We start from the raw sequence: 24,301 nt of genomic DNA on the forward strand, positions 1-24,301 counted from the left end.
GGGGCCGCGCACTGGCTGCGCGTGCGCTCCGCACTCACGGCGGGCGGATGATTTATCTCCCCGTCCACTTGCCCGCGCGCTTCTCGACAAAGGCGGCCATGCCTTCTTTCTGATCCTCGGACCCGAACAGGCCATGGAACAGGCGCCGTTCGAAATTGATCCCCTGGGCCAGTCCGCCTTCGAACGCGGCGTTGACCATTTCCTTGACCGCGATGGCGGCGAGCGGCGGCATGGCGGCAATCTCCGCACCCAGTTTCAGCGCTTCCTCGATCAACGACGCCGCCGGCACGATCCGCGAGACCAGGCCGCTGCGTTCCGCCTCCTCCGCGCCCATCATGCGGCCGGTCAGGCACATGTCCATTGCCTTGGCCTTGCCGACCGCGCGCGCCAGGCGCTGCGATCCGCCCATGCCGGGGCCGACCGCCAGCTTGATCTCCGGCTGGCCGAACTTGGCGCTATCCGCCGCCAGGATGAAATCGGCCATCATCGCCACCTCGCACCCACCGCCCAGCGCGAAGCCGGACACGGCGGCGAACCACGGCTTGCGCGTGCCGGTCACCTTTTCCCAGCCGGCGAAGAAGTTGCTGGCATACATGTCGGCAAAGCCCTGCGCCTGCATCTCCTTGATGTCGGCACCCGCCGCGAAGGCCTTGTCGCTGCCGGTCAGGATCAGGCAGCGCTGGCCCGGATCGGCATCGTAGGCGGCGAACACGGCGATCAGATCCGAGAGGACCTGGCTGTTCAGCGCGTTCAGCGCCTGCGGGCGGTTGAGCCGGACCAGCGTGACCGCGTCATGCCGTTCGATCAGCAGCGTTTCATAATCGGACATCGAATTTCCTCGTCATGCGGGTGCGTTCGCCGCGATCGGGACAGGCTAAAGCCGCAACGGCTCCCATGCCTCGCCCTCCGGCAGCGGCGCGAAGATCGTGTCGAGCACCGTATCGGTGACGCCTTCGGGCGTTGCCGGATCCCAGCGCGGAGCATTATCCTTGTCGATCAGCAGCGCACGCACGCCCTCGATGAAGTCGTGGCGCTGGCAGACATGCGCCGACAGGCCATATTCCGCGCGCATCTCGTCCGCGAAATCGGTCCGCACCGCCGCGTCGCGCAGCAGGCGCAGTGCGATCTTGCACGACAAGGGCGATTTGGTGCGCAGCCCGGCCAGCACATCGCGCGTCCAATCGCCGCCATCCGTCTCCAGCGCGGCAATAATATCTTCCAGCTCCGGCGCTGCGAACAGCCGGTCGATGTCGGCACGCTGGGCCAGGATCGGCGCCTCCGGCGGCGGCGTCGCGGCATCGCTGAGGATCGTCTCGATCGCCTGCGGGTCGGCGGCCAACGCGGCCTTTACCGCGTCCAGCCGGTCCGAGGGGATATAATGCGTGGCCAGGCCGACCGCGACGGCATCGGCTCCGTCCAGCCGCGCGGCCGTTAGCGCCAGATAAGCACCCAGCTGCCCCGGCAGGCGCGACAGATACCAGCCGCCGCCGACATCCGGATACAGGCCGATCGTTGCCTCCGGCATGGCGAACTTCGTCCGCTCGGTCGCGATACGATATCTGGCGGGGAGCGCGATGCCCACGCCGCCGCCCATCACGATCCCGTCCATAAAGCTCACGATCGGCTTGGCCGAGGTAAACAGTAGATGGTTGAGCTGATATTCGCGATGGAAGAAGGCGCGCGCCGCGACGCCATCGCCTTGGCCGCTCTCGGCCACCGCGCGCACGTCTCCGCCCGCGCAGAAGCCGCGCCCCTCGGCATGATCCAGCAGGATAAGCTCCACCGCGGGATCGGCACGCCAGGCAATAACGGCGTCAACCATCGCCGCGCACATCGGCTCGGTCAGCGCGTGAATGGCTTGGGGCCGGTTCAGCCGCAGCCGCCCGACCTTGCCTTCGACCAACGTGACGACGTCGTTGCTCACCATCCGTTCGCCCCAAGCGGCGTCGACGGGCATAGCCGAGCGCAGCCGAGGCTTTCTCGCTTCGCTCGAACAAGGGTCTCGACTTCGCTCGACCCGAACGGGCAAGAATTCGTCATTGGCGTAATAGCTCCCGCGCAATGATGACGCGCATGATCTCGTTCGTGCCTTCCAGAATGCGGTGGACGCGCAGATCGCGGAAGAAGCGTTCGACCGGATAATCCTGCAGATAGCCGTAGCCGCCGTGCAATTGCAGCGCACGATCGACCACCGCGCTACCTGTATCGGTCGCGAAGCGCTTGGCCATCGCAGCGAACTTGGTCTTGTCCGCCGCGCCGGCGGTGACCTTGGCGGCGGCGGTGTAGAGCAGGGTCCGCGCGGCCTGCAGCTCGGTCTCCATATCCGCCAGCGTGAACTGGGTCGCCTGGAAGTCCGCGACGCGCTGCCCGAACTGGCGCCGCTCGCGCGTATAACCGATCGCTTCGTCCAGGCAGCGCTGCGCCCCACCCAATGAGCAGGCGCCGATATTGAGCCGCCCGCCGTCGAGGCCTGACATGGCGATCTTGAAGCCTTCGCCCTCGACGCCGAGCACATTCTCGACCGGCACGCGCACATTGTCGAAATTGACCTGGCGGGTCGGCTGCGATCGCCAGCCGAGCTTCTTTTCATTCGCGCCGAAGCTGACGCCCGCCATGTCCTTTTCGATCACCAGGCAGGAAATGCCCTTGGGCCCCTCCTCCCCGGTGCGGACCATGGTGACGTAAATCTCATTCTCGCCCGCGCCCGAGATGAAGGCCTTGGATCCGGACACGACATAATGGTCGCCATCCCGCACCGCCTTGGTCTTCAGCGCCGCCGCGTCCGATCCGGAGCCGGGCTCGGTCAGGCAATAGGAACCCAACCGATCGCACGTCACCATATCGGGCAGATAGCGGGACTTGGTCGCGGCGGACCCATAGGTGTCCACCATCCACGCCGCCATGTTGTGGATCGAGATGAAAGCCGAAGTGGAAGGGCAGCCATAGGCCATTGCCTCCATGATCAGCGCCGCTTCCAGCCGACCCAGGCCGATGCCGCCGGATTCCTCCGACACATAGATGGCGCCGAAACCCAATTCCGCCGCGGCCTTCACCACATCGCGCGGAAAATGGTGGCGCTCGTCCCATCCCGCCGCGTACGGCGTGATCGCGTCGGCGGTGAAACGCCGCGCCATCTCCTGGATGGCCAACTGGTCTTCGGTCAGGTCGAACTGGGTCATCATCCTCGCCTCGGCGCGGTCGTGTCGCCGCGCGCCCGCATTGCCAGCACCAGCCCAAGCAGCACAAGGGCGCCCCCGAATGCCGCTTCCGCCGTCCAGCGATACTGTTCGAACACGGTCGAAAAGCCCATTGCGATCACCGGCACCAAGACGTTGACATAGCCACCCCGCGCCGCGCCGATGCGACGGATGAGATTGAAGTAGAGGGTGAACGCCACGGCCGAGGCGATGATCCCCAGATAGAGCAACCCGGCAATGTAGGACGGGCGGACGTCGAAGGTCGGTGGGCCCGAACTCACCCAGGCAAAGGCGGCATCCATCGCCGCACCCCAGGCCATAGCCCAGGCGAGCAACGTCATCATCGGCGTCGCCTTGGCGCGCGCGCTCCCCTGCAGGACATTGCCGGCCGAAGCAGTCATCACCGCCATGATTGTCAGGACCATGCCAAGCAACACGTCATGCGCATCGCCGGTGGTCGCACGCCATTCATGCGCAAACAGCAATGTCACGCCCAGCATCGCCACGCCCGAGCCGATCAGGAAGGGACGCGACAATTGTTGCTTGAGGAAGATCCGTGCCAGCACCGCATTGGTCGGCACCAGCAGCGAGAACAAGACTGCGACCAGGCCGGAGGTGATGTGCGTTTCGGCCGCATAGACCAAATTGTAATTGATCATGAAGGTCGCTGCACCGAGCACCAGCGCGGTCACGTGGCCGCTGGCATTCATGCCGAGCGGCGCTCGCGTCGCCAGCGCGACGACGAACATCGACGCGGCGCCGACGGCGAAGCGGTAGCAGACCGACCATTGGGTCGAGACCGCGCCGAACTGGCTGTGGATGGCGAGCCAGGTCGATCCCCAGATCAGCGTGACGATCGCGAAGGGCAGCGCATTGCGCGTCTGGCTGCGCGCACTGAGCGGGGCGGCCGTGCTCACAAGGCCTCGATCGCCCGCGCCAGCGCCTGCACCTCGTCCGCTGGGCTCGCCCAATGTGTGACCAGCCGGATCTCGCCCGCCGCCCAATCGTAAAAGTCGAAACCTTGTGCGCGCAGGCGGGCGGCTTCGTCCGGGGTCATATACAGGAAGAGCTCATTGGCCTCGACGGGGTTGATCAGCCGGCTAGCCGCCGCCTGCGCCAGCGTCTGGGCATGGCCGTTCGCCGCCCGGGCCGTCTCCAGCCACAGATCGCCATCCAGCATCGCGTGCAGCTGCGCCGCCAGATAGCGGCCCTTGGACAGAAGATGCCCGGCGCGCTTGCGGCGGCGCCGCGTGGCATCGGCCAGGCTCTCGTCGAAGAAGATCAGCACTTCCGCCGACAGCCCGCCATTCTTGACGAAGCCGAAGCTCAGTACATCCACCCCGCCCTCGCAGGTCAGCGCGGCCGGCGTGCAGCCGAGCGTCGCCACCGCATTGGCGAACCGCGCGCCGTCCATATGGAAGCGCCAACCGCGCGCCTTCGCCAGCGTGCCGAGCGCGGCGACTTCGGCCGGCGTGTAGACGCAGCCATATTCGGTGGCGTTGGTGATGGAGATGGCGTGCGGCTGGACGCGATGGACGTCGTTGGCGATCGCGTCCGCCGCAGCCGCCACCGCATCCGGCGTCAGCTTGGCGCCCGGACCATCCACCAGCATCAGTTTGGCGCCATGGGTATAGAATTCGGGCGCGCCGCATTCGTCATTCTGGATGTGCGAATCGCGGTGGCACAGGATGCCGCCATAAGGGGGGCAGAGCGCGGCCAGCGCCAACGCATTGGCAGCCGTGCCGGTGGGCACCCACAAGGCGGTCACGGCACGCCCAAACAGGTCGGAAAACCGCGCATCCAGCCCGCGGCTCAGGGCATCGCCGTCATAAGCCGTATCGACCGGATCGGCCGCGACCATCGCGGCGAAAACGGACGGATGGACCGGGGCGGCATTGTCGGAGAAGAAGCGCATGGCTTGCGCTTGGGGCCGCCAGCGGCTTCAAGTCAATCGGCCGCGGCGAGCGCGCGCCGGGAGATGTGAATGCGCCTGCTGCCTGCCCTGATCCTGTGCCTTGGCGCTGCCGCCCCCGCTTTGGCCGCGCCCGCCGACGATGCCCGTTTCCGCACGCTCACCGAGCGGGAATATGCCTGGGCGCAGAACGATAGCGGCGGCGGTGAGGATGATGAACGGATCGCGCCGCATCTGCAGGATGTCCGCCCCGCCGCGCAGGCGCGTCGGCTGGAGCATCTGCGCCAAGTGATGCGCGAACTGAACGCGATTCCGCCGGCCCGCCTCTCGCCGGACAGCGCGGTCGACTATGCGGTCTATCGCTTCGATCTGGAGACGCGCATCGCGGCACTCAGCTTCCGTGATTATGAAATGCCGGCCAATTCGGACAGCAGCTTCTGGAGCGATCTGGGCTACACCGCCCGCCGCCCGTTCAAGACCGAGACCGATTATCGCAACTGGATGGCCCAGCTGCACGAAATCCCCGCTTATTTCAGCGAGCAGATCGCCAATATGCGCGCAGGCGCCGCGCGCGGCTTCACCCCGCCGCGGGTGACGCTCGCCGGGCGCGACGAGGCGGTGGCGCAGGCGGCGCAGGCCAAGACGGCCGAACAAAGCTTCCTCTACGCGCCGTTCAAGGCGATGCCGGCCTCCATTCCCGCCGCTACGCAGGCGGCGCTCAAGGCGGAGGCGAAACGCGCAATCGAGGGCGAGGCGCTGCCCGCTTATCGCAGTCTCCTTACCTATTTGCGTGACGATTACCTGCCGCATACGCGCACCACGCTGGCGGCCGAGGCGCTGCCCAACGGCAAGGCTTATTATGCCGCCCAGATCAAGGCCTATGCCACGCTGGATCTGACGCCGGATCAGATCCACGCCATCGGCCTGGCCGAAGTCGCCAAGATCCACGCCGAGATGCTGGAGGTCATGAAGGAGGCGGATTTCGACGGCGATCTGCCTGCCTTCCTGACCTTCCTGCGCACCGATCCGCGCTTCTACGCCAAGACGCCGCAGGAGCTGCTGGACCGCGCCGCCTGGACATCGAAGGAGGTGGATCGCAAGATCGGCCTCTATGTCGGCCGCCTGCCGCGCCGGCGCTTCGGCATCGTGCCGGTGCCCGCGGATATTGCGCCTTTCTACACGGCCGGGCGCGGTGGGCCGGGCGAATATCTGGTCAACACCTATAATCTGCCGTCGCGCCCGCTCTACCAATTGCCCGCATTGACGCTGCACGAAAGCGCGCCCGGCCACGCCTTCCAGATCCCGCTCGCCGCGGAGAACAAGACCGCGCCGAAATTCCGCCAGACACTCTACATCTCCGCTTATGGCGAAGGCTGGGCTCTCTATTGCGAGCGGCTGGGCGACGAGATGGGCATCTACGAGACGCCGTTCGAGCGGTTCGGCATGCTGAGCTATCAGATGTGGCGCGCGGCCCGGCTGGTGGTCGATACCGGCATCCATCACAAGGGCTGGACGCGCGATCAGGCGCTCGCCTTCCTCCACGACAATACCGCTCTGTCCGATCATGAGATCGGAACCGAGGTGGATCGCTATATCTCTTGGCCGGGCCAGGCCTTGTCTTATTACCTCGGCGAAATGGCGATCCGCCAAGGGCGGGCCAAAGCCGAGGCGGCCTTGGGCCCGCGCTTCAACATCCGCGCCTTCCACGATGCCGTGCTGCAACTGGGATCGGTGCCGCTGCCCGTGCTGACCGCCCGCATCGATCGCTTCATCGCCGAAGGGGGCAAGGGCCCCTATCCCGACGAAGAGGAGTGATGAGCGCGATGGCGGGTTTCAGGCGGATCAAACACCGCCGTCATGCTGAACTTGTTTCAGCATCCAACGTCACGCTGAGCGACGTCGCCTGTTGCAAGATGTTTGCTTAAAAAAGTTCAGCATGACGAGGTGCTTGCCAGGCGCGCCGCCGACCTAAGCCGGCGGCAGGATCAGGCTAACCTTGCGCTGCAGCTCGCCGCTGCGGAACGGTTTTTGCACGATCCGGTCGAAGCTGACCGACGCGATCGCGCCCAGATCGGCATAGCCGGTCACGAACAAGACCGGCAGCTGGGGCCACCTCTTGTTGCACGTGGCGGCAAGGTCCGCCCCATTCATCCCCGGCATGGCAAAGTCGACGACCAGCAGATCGACGCCCTCGATATCGTCATCCAGCAGCTCCAGCGCCGCGCCGCCGCTGCCGGCCTCCAGCACCTCCGCCCCCATCGTGCGCAGCATCGTCGCGGTGATCTCGCGCACGGCGGGATCGTCGTCGACCACCAGGATACGGCGGCCGACAATCTCGCCGGGCTGTTCGTTGGTGATGGCGGGATCGCTCGCGCGCGGCTGGCGCCGCCGTTCCTGCGCGCGCGGCAGATAGACGCGCACCGACGTGCCCTTGCCGAGTTCGGTTTCAATCGAGACGCCGCCGCCCGACTGCTTGGCGAAGCCGTAAACCTGAGGCAGGCCCAGGCCAGACCCGCGCCCCACCGGCTTGGTGGTGAAAAAGGGCTCGAACGCGCGATCGCGCACGTCCGGAGTCATCCCGCTGCCAGTATCGGTGACGGCGATCACGACATAGTCGCCGGGCGGCGGCTCTTCCGGCATCACCGGATCGCCCAGCGTGATATTGTCGGTGGTCACGGTGAGCGAACCGCCCACCTCCATCGCATCGCGGGCATTGATCGCGAGGTTCAGGATGATCAGCTCGATCTGCGTCGGATCGACCAAGGCCGGCCACAGGTCACGGCGCAGACGCGTTTCGAACTGGACCGATCCGCCCATCGAGCTTTGCAGCAGGTCGCGCATGCCCGACACGGTACCATTCAGATCGATCGGCCGCGCCTCCAGCCGCTGGCGGCGCGAGAAAGCGAGCAATTGCGACGTTAGCGTCGCCCCGCGTTCGGCCGCGGTGCGCATATAGCCGATCCGCTGGCGCGTCTTCTCGTCGAGCTGGGCGTCGGCGGCGACCCGCGCGACCAGGTCGACATTGCCGAGGATCACGGTCAGCAGATTGTTGAAATCGTGCGCCACGCCGGAGGTAAGCTGGCCGACCGCCTCCAGCCGTTGCATCTGGCGCAGCGTCGCCTCGACCCGCTCGCGTTCCTCGATCTGGGTGGATAGCTGACGATTGGTGGCGGCCAGCTCCTTGGTGCGCTCGGCGATGCCCTTTTCCAGCATCTCGGACGCCAGATGGACCTCGGTGATGTCGACATCGCAGCCGACATAACCGACGAAGCGCCCGTCCACCTCGCGCGGGCGCGCTTCGCTGTGCAGCCAGCGGGTCACGCCGTGGCGATCGATCACACGCACGTCGCGGGTGAAGGGCGCGCGGCAGAAGAAAGCCTGATCGAAATCGTCGACGAAACCGGGCTGGTCGTCGGGGTGGAGGATGCGCTGCCAGCCGGAATCCATCAACTCCGATACGGGCAATCCGAATGTCTCTTCATGCCAGCGGTTGGCAAAGACCAGCGATCCATTTTCATCGCACATCCAGATCAGCGCGGGCGCGCTGTCGGCAAGCGTGCGGAACCGCGCCTCGCTTTCCTTAAGCTCCTGCTGCACCGCCTGGCGGCGCGAAATATCGAGCACGGTGCCGATCGCGCGGATGCAGCGCCCTTCCTCGTCGAACACGCCCCGGCCCTTCGCCGCGACCCAGCGCAGGACCCCATCTTCCTTGCCGATCGTGCGATATTCGACATCATAGGTGGCCCGTATCGCCGGATCGAGCGCGGCGGCAAAAGCGGCGACGGTCGCGTCGCGATCGTCCGGATGCAGCCCTTCGTAGAAATCGGCCATCGAGCAGGGCACGTCAGGCGAAATACCGAACATCGCCTTGGTGCGATCCGACCAGGCGACCGTGCCCGTCACCAGATCATGATCCCATGTGCCGATCTCCGCCATCTCGGTCGCCAGGCGCAACGTGCTTTCGCTCAGCTCCAATTGCTCTTCGGCGCGCACGCGGCCGGTGACGTCGCTGCCCTCGATGAAGATACCGGTAATCTCGCCGTCCTGATCCAGCACCGGTTGCAGGATCAGATCGAGCCGGCGCGGATCCTCTTCCCCCGCGGGCGACTGCAGCAGGACCGGGACGGCGCGCCCGGAATAAGCCTGCTTGGTATCCACCACGCGATCCAGGATGGCGATGAAACTCTGCGCGGTCGTGTCCGGCAGCGCGGGCACCGCCGCTTCGGACAGGGAGGTTTCTACCGATCGGCCGATCACCGCCCGATGGCTGACCAGATCCTGGTAGGCGCGATTGGCGAATTCGTAGACATGGCCGGGCTCGCGCAGCAGCGCCATGAAGCTCGGCGCCTGCTCGAACATCTGCGCCAGGCGTTCGCGTTCGGCGATGGCGGCGTCCACCGCCTGCTTTCGGTCGGTCGTCTCATAGACGATGCACAGCACGCCCGCGGGCCCGTCCGGCACGTTGGGCACCGCCGAATAGGAAATATCGAGCAGCGCCTCGCGCAGGACGCCGTTACGCCATGAGGGAAACATCGCGTCGCGCACCATCATCGGCCTGCCGGTGTCCCGCACGGCCTGCAGGATCGGGGCGACGCGATCCCACACATGGGCCCACTTCTCCGCCGCCGCGCCGCCGAGAGCGCCGGGATGGCGATCACCGATAGCGAGCGCATAGGCATCGTTGTAGATAGCGGTGAAATCCGGTCCCCAGAACAACACCATTGGCACTGGCGCGGCCAATAACAGCGCGGTCGCATCCCGCAGCGGCGCCGGCCAGTCACGCATTGGACCGAGCGGTGTCGCGTCCCAGGGATGCGCGGCGATCAACGCCGGCAAAGCCGCAACCATACCCCCATCCAGGGCATCGCCCTTCGCCGCCACCCCTTTAACCCCCCTGAAGCGCGTAGGTTTGAGCGTTTCGTTTGAAGGTCTTAACGATCCGCCTGCACGATAGAAAGGCCGGATCGTGACCAAAAAGGCGCGCTGATGCATCCATGTTCAAAAAGCGCCGCAAGATACTGAGAAAACCGCCCTTCATGCTGGCGAAGCGTCCCGGCATTCGCTAGGGCGACGGATATCGGCTTCTCAGCCTTCCGCCAGCTACTGCGCCAGCCAGGACCGCCTATTTCCGTGATCAGCCGCGCGCCCGCCATCCTTGTGCCCACGCCTGTAGACGCCACGCCGGTCGTGGCATGGCACCGCCTGCCGCATGGCGCGGCCGCGGCCACGCTGCTGCTGGCGGCGGCGATCGGTCTTGCGGGCTGTGGCAAGAAGAAGGAGGCCGCCGCGCCGCCGCCGCCGGAGGCCGGCTATGTCGCCGTGAAGACCCAGTCCGTGCCGCTGGTGGTCGAGCTGCCGGGCCGCACATCCGCCTACGAAATGTCCGAAGTCCGCCCGCAAGTCTCGGGCGTGATCCAGGCCCGCTTGTTCACCGAAGGCGCGATCGTCCACAAAGGGCAGACGCTCTATCGGATCGATCCCAGCCTCTATCGTGCCGCGGTCAGCCAGGCGCAGGCCAATCTGCGCTCGGCCGAGGCCAATCGCGAAGCCGCCGCCGCGCGTGCGGCCCGCTACAAGCCGCTGGCGGCGATCCAGGCGGTCGCGCAGCAGGATTATACCGACGCGGTCGCCACGGCGCGCCAGGCCGCCGCCGCGGTCGCGCAAAATGCCGCTGCGCTGGAAACCGCGCGCATCAACCTGCGCTTCACCAACGTACCCGCCCCGATCAGCGGGCGGATCGGCCGGTCGCTCTTCACCACCGGCGCGCTCGTGACGTCGGGCCAGGCCGATGCGCTCACCACGATCCAGCGGCTCGATCCGATCTTTGTCGATATCCAGCAATCCAGCGCTGATCTGATCGCCTTACGCCGCTCGCTGGCGCAAGGCGGAACGATCCCCTCCTCCGCAACCGTTCGCCTCAAGCTGGAGGACGGCAGCCCCTATGCCAGTACGGGCCGCGTCCAGTTTGCCGAGCAGATGGTCGATCCATCGACCGGCGCCGTCACCCTGCGCGCCCGCTTCCCCAACCCCGAAGGCCTGTTGCTGCCCGGCATGTATGTCCGCGCGACCTTCAGTCAGGCGACGACCACCCAGGGCATATTGGTGCCGCAAGCCGGCGTGACCCGCGATGCGCGTGGTCGGGCGTCGGTGATGCTGATCGGGCCGGACAACAAGCCGGTCAGCCGCAACATCGTCACGACCCAGACGGTCGGGCCCAACTGGCTGGTCACCTCCGGGCTGAAGCCGGGCGATCGGGTGATCGTCGAAGGATTGAGCAAGATCAAACCGGGCAAGCCGCTCCGCCCGGTGCCTGCCGGATCCAAGCCATCGCCCGCGCCGCGCAACGCGCAGAGCGACAAGAGCGATTCCGCAAGCAGCGGCGGCTGATCGGCAATGCTGAGCCGGATCTTCATCGATCGTCCGATCTTCGCATGGGTGGTGGCGATCATCATCATGCTGCTGGGTATCGGCGGCATTTTCGCGCTGCCGGTCGAACAATATCCCGATATCGCGCCGCCACAGGTGAATATCCGCGCCAATTATCCGGGCGCGTCCGCCGCGACGCTCGAATCCTCCGTCACCCAGGTGATCGAACAGCAGCTCACCGGCATCGATGGCATGCTGTATTTTCAGGCGACGTCCAACGCCGCCGGCCAGGTCACGGTCACCGTCACCTTCGGCAAGGGCGTCGATCCGGACATCGCCCAGGTGCAGGTTCAGAACAAGGTTCAGCAGGCGCTGCCCCGCCTGCCCCAGCAGGTGCAGCAGCAGGGCCTGGTCGTCACCAAGTCCAATGCCGACTTCCTGATGGTGATCTCCGTCTATGACGAGACCGACAAGTCCACCAATATCGACGTCAGCGATTATCTCGTCTCCAACCTGCAGGACGTCATCGGCCGGCTGCAGGGCGTAGGCGACGTCAACGTCTTCGGCACGCAATATGCGATGCGGATCTGGCTGGATCCCTACAAGCTTTCTAGCTTTCAACTGATGCCGAGCGACGTGATCGCCGCCCTTCAGGCGCAGAATACCCAAATCTCGTCAGGCCAGGTCGGGCAGCAGCCGATGCCAAGCGGGCAGATGCTGAACGCGATCGTCACCTCGCGCTCGCGCCTGACCAGCGTCGATCAGTTCCGCAAGATCGTGGTCAAGGCGCAGCCGAGCGGATCGAAGGTGCTGCTGGAAGACGTGGCGCGGATCGAACTGGGTGCGGAAAATTACAACAGCCTCAGCCGCCTCAACGGTCATCCCGGCGCCGGTATCGCCATCTCGCTCGGGCCGGGCGCGGATGCGCTCAAGACGTCGGAACTGGTGCGCAACCTGATCATCCAGCGCGCCAAGAGCTTCCCCGAAGGCTATACCTATGCCTTTCCGCTCGACAGCACCGACTTCATCAAATTGTCGGTCCACGATGTCATCAAGACGCTGATCGAGGCGATCGTGCTGGTCGTCATCGTCATGTTCCTGTTCCTGCAGAGCTGGCGCGCGACCCTGATCCCGGCGATCGCGGTGCCGGTGGTGCTGCTGGGCACGTTCGGCGTGCTCGCCGCCTTCGGCTTCTCGATCAACACGCTCACCCTGTTCGGCATGGTGCTGGCGATCGGCCTGCTCGTCGACGACGCCATCGTCGTGGTCGAGAATGTCGAGCGCGTGCTGGAGGAGGAGCCGGATATCTCGCCGCGCGACGCCACCATCAAATCGATGGGGGAAATCAACATCGCCCTGATCGCGATCGCGCTGGTGCTGTCCGCCGTCTTCCTGCCGATGGCCTTCTTCGGCGGATCGACCGGCGTCATCTATCGCCAATTCTCGATCACGATCGTCTCGTCGATGGTGCTGTCGGTGATCGTCGCGCTGATCCTGTCACCGGCTTTGGCGGCGACCCTGCTCAAGCGCCAGGACAAGGAAGGCCGCGCGAAGAGCAATGTGGTGGTGCGCAAGGCGCATGAATATGGCGATCGCTTCAATGCCTGGTTCGCACGCATGTCCGAACGCTATCGCGCCGCGGTCGCCTGGCTGATCGATCGCATGGCCGCCGCACTGGTCGGCTTCGCGCTGGTGCTGGTCCTGCTTGTCTTCCTGTTCGTGCGCATGCCGACCAGCTTCCTGCCGACCGAGGATCAGGGCTTTGCCCAGCTGCAATATACGCTGCCGCCGGGCGCCACCCAGGATCGCACGCTGCAGGTGGCCAAGGCAATCGAAGCTTACTTCAACGGCCCCGAAAAGGACGATACCGCGGCCATCTTTACGGTCATTGGCTCCAACCAGTCGGGCAATGGCCAGAATGTCGGTCGCGGCTTCCTGGCGCTGCGGCCATGGGACGATCGCAAGGGTCCCGAGCATAGCGCGCAGACGATCACGCAGCGCGCCACCCGCACGCTCGGCTCGCAACTGCGCGACGCCGAATTCTTCGCATTGAACCCCCCGCCGGTGCGCGGGCTTGGCCAGTCCACCGGCTTCACCATGGAATTGCTGAACACCGGCGGGCTCGATCGGCTGGAATTTCAGGATCGGCTCAACCAGCTGATGGCGCAGGCGCGCGCCGATCCGGCCCTGACCGCCGTTCGCATGAACAGCCTGCCCGACCAGCCGTCGCTGTCGATCGACATCGATTCCGAAAAAGTCGGCGCGCTCGGCATCAACCAGAGCGACGTGGATCAGACGCTGTCGACCGCGTGGGGCGGCAATTACGTCAACGACTTCGTCGATCGCGGCCGTGTGAAGCGCGTCTACGTCCAGGGGGACGCTCCGTTCCGCGCGCGACCCGAAGATATCGGCCAATGGTATGTCCGCAATTCGGCCGGGACGATGGCGCCCTTCTCCTCCTTCGCGCATGCCAGCTGGGGCACGACTCCCAACGTGCTGACGCGCTTCAACGGATCGCCCTCGTTCGAAATCCAGGGCCAGGCGGCGGCGGGTAAAAGCTCCGGCGACGCCATGGATCGCATCGCCGAACTGGCCGGAAAATTGCCCGGCGTTTCGGTTTCCTGGGCGGGCATTTCCTTCCAGGAGCGGCTGTCCGGCGGGCAAGCGCCCATTCTCTACGGCCTGTCACTCTTGGTCGTCTTCCTCTGTCTGGCCGCGCTGTATGAAAGCTGGTCGATCCCGTTCGCGGTGATGCTGGTGATGCCGCTCGGCCTGGTCGGCGCGGTGCTGGCGGTCACGCTACGCGGGCTGGAAAACGACATCTATTTCCAGGTGGGCCTGCTCACCACGATGGGCCTGTCCGCCAAGAACGCGATCCTGATCGTCGAGTTTGCCGAACAGGCGGAAAAGCAGGGGAAGAGCCCGCTGGAAGCGGCCTTGGAAGCTGCGCGCATCCGTCTCCGCCCGATCCTGATGACCAGCCTCGCCTTCATCTTCGGTGTGCTGCCGCTCGCCATCTCCACCGGCGCCGGCGCGCGCAGCCGGGTCGAGATCGGCACCGCCGTGATCGGCGGCATGCTGACCGCGACCGTGCTGGCGATCTTCTACATCCCGCTCTTCTTCGTGCTCGTCCGCCGCCTGTTCCGTGGACACCACAAGGAAGAGACGCCACGACCAGAAGGCGATGCCGCGCCTGAGGGGCGGCCGGCATGAAGCGGGTCGCGGCCCTGCTGGCGCTGACCGGGCTTTCCGCCTGCAGCATGGATCCGCATTATGTGCGGCCGACGCCGGCCGTGCCGCCGAGCTGGCCGGCGGGCGACGCCTATCCACAGCCAAGCGAGGCGAGGCTTCCCAGCGTTACCTACCGCGACATTTTCCGCGATCCGCGGCTGCAAACGCTGATCCAGCAGGCGTTGGCCAACAATCAGGATCTGCGCAGCGCGCTCGCCAATATCGAATCCGCGCGCGCACTCTACCGCGTGCAGCGGGCCGACATCTTTCCGTCCATCAACGCCAATGCCGGCGTCACCGCGCGCAAGGGCGCCGGCCAGAATTTCGGCAACAATAATGGTGTCGGCGGCGGCGTCCCCGGCACCGGTACAGGCGGCACACCGGGCGACGGCACCGGAACCGGCGGCAATGGAACCGGTGGCAACGGCAACAATGGCGGCAATGGCGTTGTCGCCAATGGCGGATCGGGCCGCGTCACCACCTATACGGTTCAGGCCGGCGCAAGCGCGTGGGAGATCGATCTGTTCGGGCGCCTGCGCAGCCTCGCCCGATCCGAATTCAACCAATATCTCGCCACTGACGCCGCCGCCCGCGCGACCCGGCTGACATTGGTCGCCGACACCGCCGATGCCTGGCTGACCTATGCGTCGGATCGCAGCCTGTTGCTGATCGCGGAAGATACCGCGAAAAGCGCACAGACGACGGTCCAGCTCACCCAGGCGCGGCTGAATGGCGGCGTCGCTCCGCGCACCGAATTGCGTCAGGCGCAGACCGTTCTCGCCACCGCTTTGGCCGATCAGGCCCGCCAGCGAACATTGGTCGCCCAGGATCGCAATGCATTGCAGCTGCTGGTCGGCGCGCCGGTCGCGGAGAACTTGCTGCCCAATGCGATCGAGGATGCCGATGGTCAGCTGGCCGAACTGCCCGCCGGCCTCGACAGCGGGGTCCTGCTGCGCCGGCCCGACGTGGTCGAGGCCGAATATCAGTTGCGCGCGGCCAACGCCCGCATCGGGGCCGCGCGCGCCGCTTTCTTTCCGCGTATTTCGCTGACCGCGGTGGCCGGTCTCGCCAGCACGGCCTTGTCCAGTCTGTTCTCGGGCGGCGCGTTCAGCTGGACGGTCGCGCCATCCGCCAGTCTTCCGATTTTCGACGGCGGCCGCAATGCCGGCAATCTCGCTTATGCCAAGGCGCAGCGCGACGTCTTCGTCGCCAATTATCAGCGCGCGATCCAGACCGCGTTCCGGGAGGCCGCCGATGCCCTTGCCCGGCGCGGCACCATCGTCGCCGAGGTGGAAGCCAACCAGCTCAACGTAACGGCGGCACAGGATACGCTGACGCTGGAAACCGCACGCTATCGTGAAGGGATCGATCCCTATCTCAACACGCTCGATGCCCAGCGCACGCTTTATGCCGCGCGCCAGCGCGTGGTGAATATCCGCCTCACCCGCGCGCAGAACCTGGTCAATCTCTACCAGACGCTGGGCGGCGACGAACTGGTCGAAGCACAGCCGATCGACGGAAGCGCGCCTCGCCCCTGATGGCGGTCAGCCGCTGTTGCGCAGGCCCGTCGCGATCGCGTTGATCGACAGCTGAATGCCCTCGCGTACGCGATCATCCTGCTCGCCGCCCCGCCACCGCCGGATCAGTTCGATCTGCAGCAGGTTGAGCGGCTCGATGTAAGGCAGGCGCAGGCGCACCGATGCATCCAGATGCGGCGTGCGCTGCAGCAGCCGCGACTGCCCGGTCACGGCCAGCAGCCCCTCGCAGGTCTGGGTCCAGCCGCTACGGATCCGGTCGAAAATCGCCGCCCCCGCCTCCTGATCCTCGACCAGGCTCAGATAGCGGCTGGCCAGGCCCATATCCGATTTGGCCAGCACCATCTCCAGATTGGCAAGCGTCGCCTGGAAGAAAGGCCAGCCCTGGGCCATTTCCTTCAGCAGGCCCTTATCCTCGAACGCCTCCAGCGCATGGCCGACACCATACCAGCCTGGCAGCATCACCCGCGACTGCGCCCAGCTGAACACCCAGGGGATGGCGCGCAGATCCTCGATCCGGTCGGATTTGGTGCGGCTGGCGGGACGCGAGCCTATCTTCAGCGTGGCGATCTCGGCAATCGGCGTGAACTGGCGGAAGAAGGTCCGGAACCCATCGGTGTCGTACACCAGCGCGCGATAATCGCGGAAGGCGGCCGCCGACAATTCGGACATCGCCGCGGCAAAGCGCGCCTGATCGGCCTCGGCGATCTCGCTCTGCTCCAGGCTGGCGAGCAGGGTCGCGGCGGTCATCGCCTCCAGATTGATCTGTGCGGCGTCGCGCGTGCCATATTTGGCCGCGATCACTTCACCTTGTTCGGTGATGCGGATGCGGCCATGGACGGTGCCCGCCGGCTGCGCCCGGATGGCGGCAAAGGCCGATCCGCCGCCACGGCCGACAGCGCCGCCGCGGCCATGGAATAATTGCATCGCGGCACCGGCCGTGTCGAACACCGGCTTCAATGCGCGGCTCGCCTGATGGAGCGACCAGACCGATGTCAGATAGCCGCCATCCTTGTTGCTGTCAGAATAGCCGACCATCACTTCCTGATAGCCGCGCGCCACCGTCAGCGCGGCAATCTCCGGCAGCGCGAAATAGTCGCGCATTACCTGCGGCCCGCGTTCCAGATCCTCGATCGTTTCGAACAGGGGCACGACCATGACGTCGCAGCCAGTCTCCGCCCCCGGCCGGTACAGGCCGGCCTCCTTCAGCAGCATCATCACCTCCAGCAGGTCGGAAACCGTCGCCGCCTTGGAGATGATGTAGCAGGTGATCGCCTGGCAGCCGTAGCGGCGATGCGCCTCGGCCGCAGCATGAACGATCGCCAGTTCGGACCGCGTCTCGTCGCTATAATCGGCAAAGGCGCTGGCCAGCGGCCGCATCGTCGCCAGCTCCGCGCGCAGCAGCGCAACACGATCGGCTTCGTCGCGGGCGAGATAGTCGCTTTCGACCCCGGCAACCTTGAGCAATTCCGCCACGACGCGCTCATGCACGTCCGCATTCTGGCGCAGGTCCAGCGTCGCGAGATGGAAGCCGAACGTCTCGACCGCGCGGATCAAGCGTCCAAGCGCGCCGCCGGTGGACAAGGCGCCGCCCCCGCCCTGCGCCAGCGCACGCGCCAGCACGCGGAGATCGCTGCGCAATTCGGCCGCATCGGCATAGGGTTCGGCCGTGACGCTGGCGGGGCGCGGTGGTAGGCGATGCGCGACCGCCTGATAGGTCGCGGCAACGCGGGCATAGATGCCGGTAATGGCGCGCCGATACGGCTCGTCGGACCGCGCCGGGCTGTCGTCATGGCCGACCGCGGCCAGCGCCTCGACCTCGGGCGTGGTCGCCATGAGCTCGGTCGAGATCGACAATTCGCCGCCGATCGCGTGGAGCAGGGTCAGATAATGGCCAAGCACGGTCTCGGCGTTGCGCCGCGTCGCCAGCTCCAGCGACTCCGCCGTCACGTTGGGGTTGCCGTCGCGATCGCCCCCGATCCACGATCCCGCCCGCAGGAAGCTCTTCGGCCGTTTGCCCAGCACCCGCTCCCACCGCGCATAGAGCGCGGGCATTACCGGCAGGAAGATGTCACGCAAATAGGACAAGGCCGTCTCGACCTCGTCCGCCACGTACAGCCGCTCGCGCCGCAGTGGGCGCGTCTGCCACAGCAACGCGATCTGGCGGTAGATCGCCTGGTCGATCAGATCGCCTTCCGCCGTCTCCTCCTGCCCCTGATCGCGCAGGTGCATCAGCTCCGCAATGCGGTTGCGGTGATCGATCATGCTCTTGCGCCGCACCTCGGTCGGATGCGCCGTCAGCACGGGGACGATCAGGCCGTTGTCGAGGAGCGCCGCGATGGTGGCATCATCTACGCCCTGCCCGCGCAATTTCTCGACCGCCGCCGCTAGATCGGCACCCGGCTCGGCGGTCACGCCCTGGCGATCTTCCGCCAGATTGGCCAACATCGAAAACAGCATGAAGCCGCGGGTGAAGGCCAGCATGTCCTCCAGGCTGAGCGCGTCCAGGCCGGGATCGACATCGCCACCGACACCGCGCGCGCGGTCGACCGAGGTCGATCGAATATATTCGATGCGCCGGTACAGCGCCTCCCCACCATAAGCACGGATCACGTCGCCCAGCAGGCGACCGAGGAAACGGATATCGGGGTCTTGCGCGACCGGCGGGACTTGGCTCATCGCGCTCTGTGCTGCACCGCAACGTCCGGAGCGTCAACCTTTCACACGGCGCATGCACCTTGCTTGGAGGGGCCAATACCCGCAAGGAAATGTCCAGAGGGAGATATCATGGCCAAGCCGCTGCTGTTCGTTCTGAACGGACCCAATCTGGAATATCTCGGCGAGCGCGAGCCGGCCATCTACGGCACCACCACGCTTGCCGATATCGAGGCAATGTGCCGTGCCGAGGCGGATGCGGCCGGCTTAGATCTGCGCTTCCACCAGACCAATGCCGAACATGAAATGGTCGGCTGGATCCACGAGGCGCGCAAAGCCGCCGCCGGCATCGTCATCAACCCCGCCGCCTTCAGCTATGCCGGCTATCCGATCCTGGATGCGCTCAAGATGTGCGATTGCCCCATCGTGGAGGTCCACATCTCCAACATCCATCGCCGCGACGAAGTGTGGCGCGCCAACTCGCTGATGTCGGCCGCCGTCACCGGCCTGATCACCGGCCTCGGCCCGCACGGCTATGTCCTGGCCATCCGCTACCTGATCGAAAAACACCGCCCTTAAAAAGAATGCCTCCCGGTGATGAACCGGAAGGCGAGGGAGAGATCCCCTGGAGGGGCGGGGAGGACCGGGGGTGACTCCGGTTACGCGAAGCCACCACCCGATTGGAGGTAGGTTAGAGGTTGAAGCGCAGACCGACGCGATAGGTCCGGCCGAGGATGTCATAGAGCGACGGGCTCGGGAAGCCGGGCAACAGCGGCGGCGACTGGTTGAACAGATTGTCGACCTTAAAGTAGGCGGTAACCTGCGGCAGGATGTTATAGCTGCCGCCGATATCGACGTAGAACGCACCCTTGATCCGGTTGTTGTTGATCGTCGGATGGTTGACGGTCGAGACCGGGCAGTTGCTCTCGCACTCAATATAATTGAGGTTGTATTTGCCGTTGGAGATCCAACGCTCTTGGACCAGGAACGACCATTTGTCGGTCTCATAGGTCTGGATCGCGAGCAACTTCCAGTTCGGCGTGCTGCCCGTATTGTTGCCGGCGGTGTCGGTCGGGATCGTGCCCGGCAGGCCGGTGTCCGTCACATATTTGATGATGTGCGTGGCCAGGCCGCGCACCGTCAGCGCGCCGCCCAGGCCCAACGGCCGCGCCCAGCGGTAGCTGGCTTCGATATCATAGCCTGTCGTCTTGATCTGCGCGAAGTTGAACGGCTGCACGTTGATGAAATTCGGCCCGTTCGGATTGTTCAGGTTGAACGAGTCGCACGTCGGCAGGACCTGACGGAAGCAATAGTTGACGATGTCGGCCGCACCTAGCGTGTTGATCACGTCCTTGATCTTGATACGGTAGTAATCGAACGACACGCTCAAGCCCGGCAGCCATTTCGGATTGGCGAGCACCGCACCGAACGAGGTGTTGCGCGCGATTTCCGGCGTCAGGTTCGGGTTGCCGATCGTGTTCTGGATCGCAAGCACGTTCACGTTGCGGAACGGATCCAGGAAGTTCGGCTGCGTGGTCGTCACTGGTGCTGCGAACAGTTCCGACAGATTGGGTGCACGCACGTCGCGCGACGTCACTGCGCGCAGGCGGAACCCGTCAAGCGGCGTATCCCACGTGCCGCCGACCTTCCACGTCCAGACTGTGCCGGAGGTGCTGTAGTCGGTGACGCGTGCCGCCGCGTTCAGATTAGCGCGACCGATGCCGTTCGGCGCATTGAACAGCGGGAGATCGGCCTCGAAGAAGGCTTCCTTCACATTATATTTGCCGCGGCCATTCTTGTAATTGCCGGCGAACCAGTTGTTGCCGGTGTCCAGCAGAACCGGATCGGCGGGATAGTCGGCGCTATAGGGCGTGCCGGGGATACCCGCCTGCTCGTTGATGCCGTTGCCATAAGGGTCGGCGGTCACGCGATATTGTTCCCGGCGCCATTCGCCACCGAACGCGATGGAGAGCGGGCCGGCCCACAGCTCGACCGGCGAACCGGAGAAGTTGAGGCTGACCACGTCCTGCCGCTGACGGCTATGCTGGTACGGGCCATTTTCCGGCTGAACATAGGCGAGGGCGGCGGCCGAAGGCGGCGTGGCGCCGAAGACGTTGATCGGCTGGCAGCCATTGGCCCGCGCGACCGGATCGGCGCAGACGATCACGCCGTTGATGCGGGTCGCGTTGATCGCCTGATCGAAACGGCGGTTGAGCATGATGTGGCTGACGTCGACGATCGTCTTGTTCAAGCCATATTGATAATAGGTATCATACGACCAGTCGGTCCCGAAGAGGTCGAACTTACCCTTCGCTCCGGCCACATAGCGATATTGGCGCCGGTCGGTGTCGACACGCGTGCTCGGCAGGATCGCGTTGCTGGTGCCGAAGCCGAACGACGTGATGCCGGCCGCGGCGCACTGCGCCTGGATTGCCGCCGGCAGGAAGGCGTTCGCGCACTGGATGGTCAGGCCGGGGCGCGCCATGCCATTGATCGGCTGGTTGTGCGTCTTCACCTGTGCAACGTTGACCGTCACATAGATTTCGTTGTTGTCGGCAAAATCATAACCGACGCGGCTATAGGCATCCCAGCGCTTCAGCGCGGACTGCAACGTACGGCCGGCATCGACGTTGCCCGACGTGTCGCCGCCGATACAAAAGCCCGGATAGCAGCCGTTGACGCTGCCGGTGGAGTTTTTGCTGGGGGTGCCATTGCTCCCGTATAAGAATGGGACAGGATTGCCCGCGGGATCGAAGGCGATGCCCTGGAGCGGCCCGCTGGTGATCAGACCATATTTGGCCTGATTATATGGCTGCGCATAATCCGCGACGACATATTGGGGCGCACCGTCGTTGAGGACGTTGCGGTTGATAACGGTGCGGCCGGTGAACCAGTCACGGCCCTTCGCCAGCCCGAAGCCGTAATCGCCGGGGCCGACGCCGCCTTCACGATCATATTCGCCGCTGACGATGACGTGCAGGCGATTGTCGAGCAGCGACGTACCGTAGGCCGCCTGAGCGAGCGCCGTCTTGTTGTCCCCATATTTGGTGATGGCGCCCTGGACGTTGCCCTTGAAGCCTTCGAAGCGGGTGTCGGTAATGAAGTTCACCACGCCGCCGACGGCGTCCGAGCCATAAGACGACGATGCGCCGCCGTTGACGACGTCGACGCGCTTGATCAGTAGCTGCGGGAACAGGCTGACGTCCGGCACGCCGGTGACGTTGGCGGGGACGACGCGCTGATTGTCGATCAGGGTCAGTGTGCGGATGGTACCAAGGCCACGCAGCGAGAAAGAGCTCAGCCCCTGCTGGCCGCTCGACGTGCTGAACGTATTCGTGGTGCTGCCGCTCGAACCTTGCAGCGACGGCAGCTGGGCGATGGTGGCGAAGACGTTGGGCTGCGCGTTCAGCTGCAGCTGCTCCGCCCCGATCACGGACGTGGGCGTCGGTGCCTGAAAGCCGCTGCTGGTGATGCGCGAGCCCGTGACGATCACGTCGCCGGTGCCATCATCGCCATTGGCTGCCGACGGTGCTGCGGGTGCTGACTGCACCGTCGGGGCAGCGGTCTGCGCGGCCGGAGCCGCATCCTGCGCGAACGCCGGCGTCGACATCGCGCATGCGGCGATCGCGCCCAGGCTGGCGGCCCACAGGAGGCGCCGATTCATGCGAAGCACCGTCTCTGACATTCCCCCTCCTTGCTCTTGGCGTGCGCGTTGCCCGCGCCCCGGCATCTGCCCGTCCATGTCCTCAAGCCCCATTTCATGATCCCCTTATTCTTGTTTCATTCGTCCGGCGGACCACAGCGACGCGCGCTGGAACCGTTTCCGGAGATATTCTGGTGTACCTGCGCGGGCGGCGGGGAACGACCTCGACCATGGTCGTAATAGGCAGTTTCGGCACGGTGCCGGATATGAGCCGGCGATACGGAGCCACGATCGGACGTCCGGCACATCCACGCTGGAGAATGGAAGAGATGCGGCGGCACGGCGGATCGTCACCGGCGGAAGCCATCATCGTGATGGGCGTCAGCGGCAGCGGCAAGTCGACGCTCGCAGCGCTGCTGGCGGAGCGATTCGGTTGCCCCTTCCTGGAAGGCGACAGCTTTCACTCAGAGGCCAATGTCGCGAAAATGCGCCGGGGTGAGCCACTGACGGACGACGATCGCTGGCCGTGGCTCGATCATCTCGGTGCCGCGACCGGCGCCGCAGCGCAGGCGAACCGCCGCGCGGTTGCGGCCTGTTCGGCGCTGAAGCGCGTCTATCGCGATCGGCTGCGCGCCGCGATCGGCCTGCCGACCCGTTTCATCCTGCTTCAGGCCAACCGTGAGGAGCTGACCCGCCGGCTCAACAACCGCCCCGGTCATTATATGCCGGCGAGCCTGCTCGACAGCCAACTCGCTCTCCTGGAACTGCCCGGCGCGGACGAACACGCGCTGCTCCTGGAAGGCACGATCCCTCCCGCCGCCATGCTGGACCGCGCCGCCGCCTGGCTCGACATCGATCAGCAACCCGAAGCGCGTCGCCTGGCCTGAGCCGCCCGACACGGTCCGCCAACAGTATAATCCTCGGGGTATGCGTCATGGGCCCAGCCTTCGCTCGGCTGACGGCGGGATTTGGAGGCACGATAATGCCTAAACCGTCATGCCCGCGCCGGCTCGCATCCGCCGACCCATCGCAACGTTCCTGCCCTTGAGGTGGCGCTCACGCCCCCTAGGGCATCAATCGCTTCCGCCCCTGCGTCAGGTGCCAGCGCATCGCCAGCGCCGCGCCATCGGCATCGCCCGTGCGGATCGCCTCGACGATGATCTCATGCTCGCGCATCATCGTCTGGATCGCTTCGGGAGGCCGCGATCGCGAGATATCGACGCCGGCCCGCAAGATCTGATCCACCTCGCCATGCAGCAGGTCGAACGAGGCCAGGAACGCCGGGTTGGCGGTGGCTTTCACGATCGCGCGATGCAGCGCCCAATCCTCGTCATGCGCCGGGTCGGATGACAATAAGGCCGTCCGCAAATCCGCCAGCGCCCGGTTGATCTCCGCCATCTGCTCCGGCGAGCGCCGCATTGCCGCCAGCCGCGCCGCTTCCGCCTCCAGCACGAACCGCACTTCGTAGGTGCCGAGCGTGGCGGACAGTTCCGACATGCTCATATGCGCACCCCACCGTGCGGACGGGCGGCTCTTCACATAGGAGCCCGCGCCGCGCCGCGCCTCGGTGATTCCGTCGGCAGCCAGGCGGACCAGCGCCTCGCGCACGATCGTGCGGGATATGCCGAAACTGTCTGCCAACCGCGATTCCGACGGCAGGCGGTCGCCCACCTGCAATTCGTTGCGGTTGATGATTTCGACGATGCCCGCATAGGCGCGATCCGCTAGCGAGCCTTCATAAGACGCTATTTTAGTTGCCACG

The 24,301-nt window shown here is 65.5% G+C and carries 15 protein-coding genes; 6 read left to right on the plus strand and 9 right to left on the minus strand.

Features of this window, described 5'->3' with window-relative positions; translation table 11 throughout:
* Positions 1–52 precede the first annotated feature (52 nt).
* The 5 genes from ACOJSI_RS16380 to ACOJSI_RS16400 form a co-directional block, all read right to left on the minus strand.
* The gene (locus ACOJSI_RS16380) at positions 53–829 is read right to left on the minus strand and encodes an enoyl-CoA hydratase-related protein (protein WP_420139376.1); all 777 of its coding nucleotides are present in this window, start codon (positions 827–829) and stop codon (positions 53–55) included.
* Between the two features lie 45 nt (positions 830–874).
* Complete coding sequence (locus ACOJSI_RS16385; RefSeq protein WP_420139377.1) at positions 875–1,957, minus strand: enoyl-CoA hydratase/isomerase family protein; 1,083 nt, start codon at positions 1,955–1,957, stop codon at positions 875–877.
* A gap of 79 nt (positions 1,958–2,036) precedes the next feature.
* Entirely contained in the window at positions 2,037–3,179 is a 1,143-nt protein-coding gene (locus ACOJSI_RS16390; RefSeq protein ID WP_420139378.1) for an acyl-CoA dehydrogenase family protein, read from the minus strand.
* Positions 3,179–4,114: a DMT family transporter gene (locus tag ACOJSI_RS16395; protein ID WP_420139379.1), complete on the minus strand. Its 936-nt coding sequence runs from the start codon at positions 4,112–4,114 to the stop codon at positions 3,179–3,181. Before ACOJSI_RS16395 ends, ACOJSI_RS16390 begins: the two co-directional genes overlap by 1 nt.
* Positions 4,111–5,112, minus strand: coding sequence for a threonine aldolase family protein (locus tag ACOJSI_RS16400; protein ID WP_420139380.1), 1,002 nt, complete (start codon positions 5,110–5,112; stop codon positions 4,111–4,113). Before ACOJSI_RS16400 ends, ACOJSI_RS16395 begins: the two co-directional genes overlap by 4 nt.
* A gap of 69 nt (positions 5,113–5,181) precedes the next feature.
* Between ACOJSI_RS16400 and ACOJSI_RS16405 the strand changes: the two genes are divergently transcribed.
* Positions 5,182–6,924 (plus strand): DUF885 domain-containing protein, encoded by a 1,743-nt coding sequence (locus tag ACOJSI_RS16405; protein ID WP_420139381.1) that lies wholly within the window; start codon positions 5,182–5,184, stop codon positions 6,922–6,924.
* A 153-nt stretch (positions 6,925–7,077) separates the two neighbouring features.
* Here ACOJSI_RS16405 and ACOJSI_RS16410 read toward each other — a convergent pair whose 3' ends face one another.
* Positions 7,078–9,957, minus strand: a complete 2,880-nt coding sequence (locus tag ACOJSI_RS16410; protein WP_420139382.1) for a PAS domain S-box protein — start codon at positions 9,955–9,957, stop codon at positions 7,078–7,080.
* 339 nt (positions 9,958–10,296) lie between these two features.
* Between ACOJSI_RS16410 and ACOJSI_RS16415 the strand changes: the two genes are divergently transcribed.
* Genes ACOJSI_RS16415 through ACOJSI_RS16425 form a run of 3 tightly spaced genes read left to right on the plus strand, consistent with a single transcriptional unit; the run spans position 10,297 to position 16,244 of the window.
* Entirely contained in the window at positions 10,297–11,496 is a 1,200-nt protein-coding gene (locus ACOJSI_RS16415; protein ID WP_420139472.1) for an efflux RND transporter periplasmic adaptor subunit, read from the plus strand.
* A 6-nt stretch (positions 11,497–11,502) separates the two neighbouring features.
* On the plus strand, positions 11,503–14,688 hold the full coding sequence (locus tag ACOJSI_RS16420; RefSeq protein ID WP_420139383.1) for an efflux RND transporter permease subunit: 3,186 nt from the start codon (positions 11,503–11,505) through the stop codon (positions 14,686–14,688).
* Entirely contained in the window at positions 14,685–16,244 is a 1,560-nt protein-coding gene (locus ACOJSI_RS16425; RefSeq protein WP_420139384.1) for an efflux transporter outer membrane subunit, read from the plus strand. Before ACOJSI_RS16420 ends, ACOJSI_RS16425 begins: the two co-directional genes overlap by 4 nt.
* 6 nt (positions 16,245–16,250) lie before the next feature.
* Here the strand turns inward: ACOJSI_RS16425 and ppc are convergent, their stop codons facing one another.
* The gene (gene ppc, locus ACOJSI_RS16430) at positions 16,251–18,920 is read right to left on the minus strand and encodes a phosphoenolpyruvate carboxylase (RefSeq protein WP_420139385.1); all 2,670 of its coding nucleotides are present in this window, start codon (positions 18,918–18,920) and stop codon (positions 16,251–16,253) included.
* A 108-nt stretch (positions 18,921–19,028) separates the two neighbouring features.
* On the opposite strand from ppc, the gene ACOJSI_RS16435 reads away from it, so the two are divergent.
* Positions 19,029–19,475 (plus strand): type II 3-dehydroquinate dehydratase, encoded by a 447-nt coding sequence (locus ACOJSI_RS16435; RefSeq protein WP_420139386.1) that lies wholly within the window; start codon positions 19,029–19,031, stop codon positions 19,473–19,475.
* Between the two features lie 112 nt (positions 19,476–19,587).
* On the opposite strand, the gene ACOJSI_RS16440 is transcribed toward ACOJSI_RS16435, so the two are convergent.
* The gene (locus ACOJSI_RS16440) at positions 19,588–22,560 is read right to left on the minus strand and encodes a TonB-dependent receptor plug domain-containing protein (protein ID WP_420139387.1); all 2,973 of its coding nucleotides are present in this window, start codon (positions 22,558–22,560) and stop codon (positions 19,588–19,590) included.
* Between the two features lie 299 nt (positions 22,561–22,859).
* Between ACOJSI_RS16440 and ACOJSI_RS16445 the strand changes: the two genes are divergently transcribed.
* Complete coding sequence (locus ACOJSI_RS16445) at positions 22,860–23,426, plus strand: gluconokinase (protein WP_420139388.1); 567 nt, start codon at positions 22,860–22,862, stop codon at positions 23,424–23,426.
* Positions 23,427–23,604: 178 nt separating this feature from the next.
* Here the strand turns inward: ACOJSI_RS16445 and ACOJSI_RS16450 are convergent, their stop codons facing one another.
* A complete protein-coding gene (locus ACOJSI_RS16450; RefSeq protein WP_420139389.1) occupies positions 23,605–24,300 on the minus strand; it encodes a FadR/GntR family transcriptional regulator in 696 nt (231 codons plus the stop codon).
* Position 24,301: the final 1 nt, after the last annotated feature.

The organism is Sphingomonas sp. (assembly GCF_048595155.1).
GTDB lineage: Bacteria > Pseudomonadota > Alphaproteobacteria > Sphingomonadales > Sphingomonadaceae > Sphingomonas_I.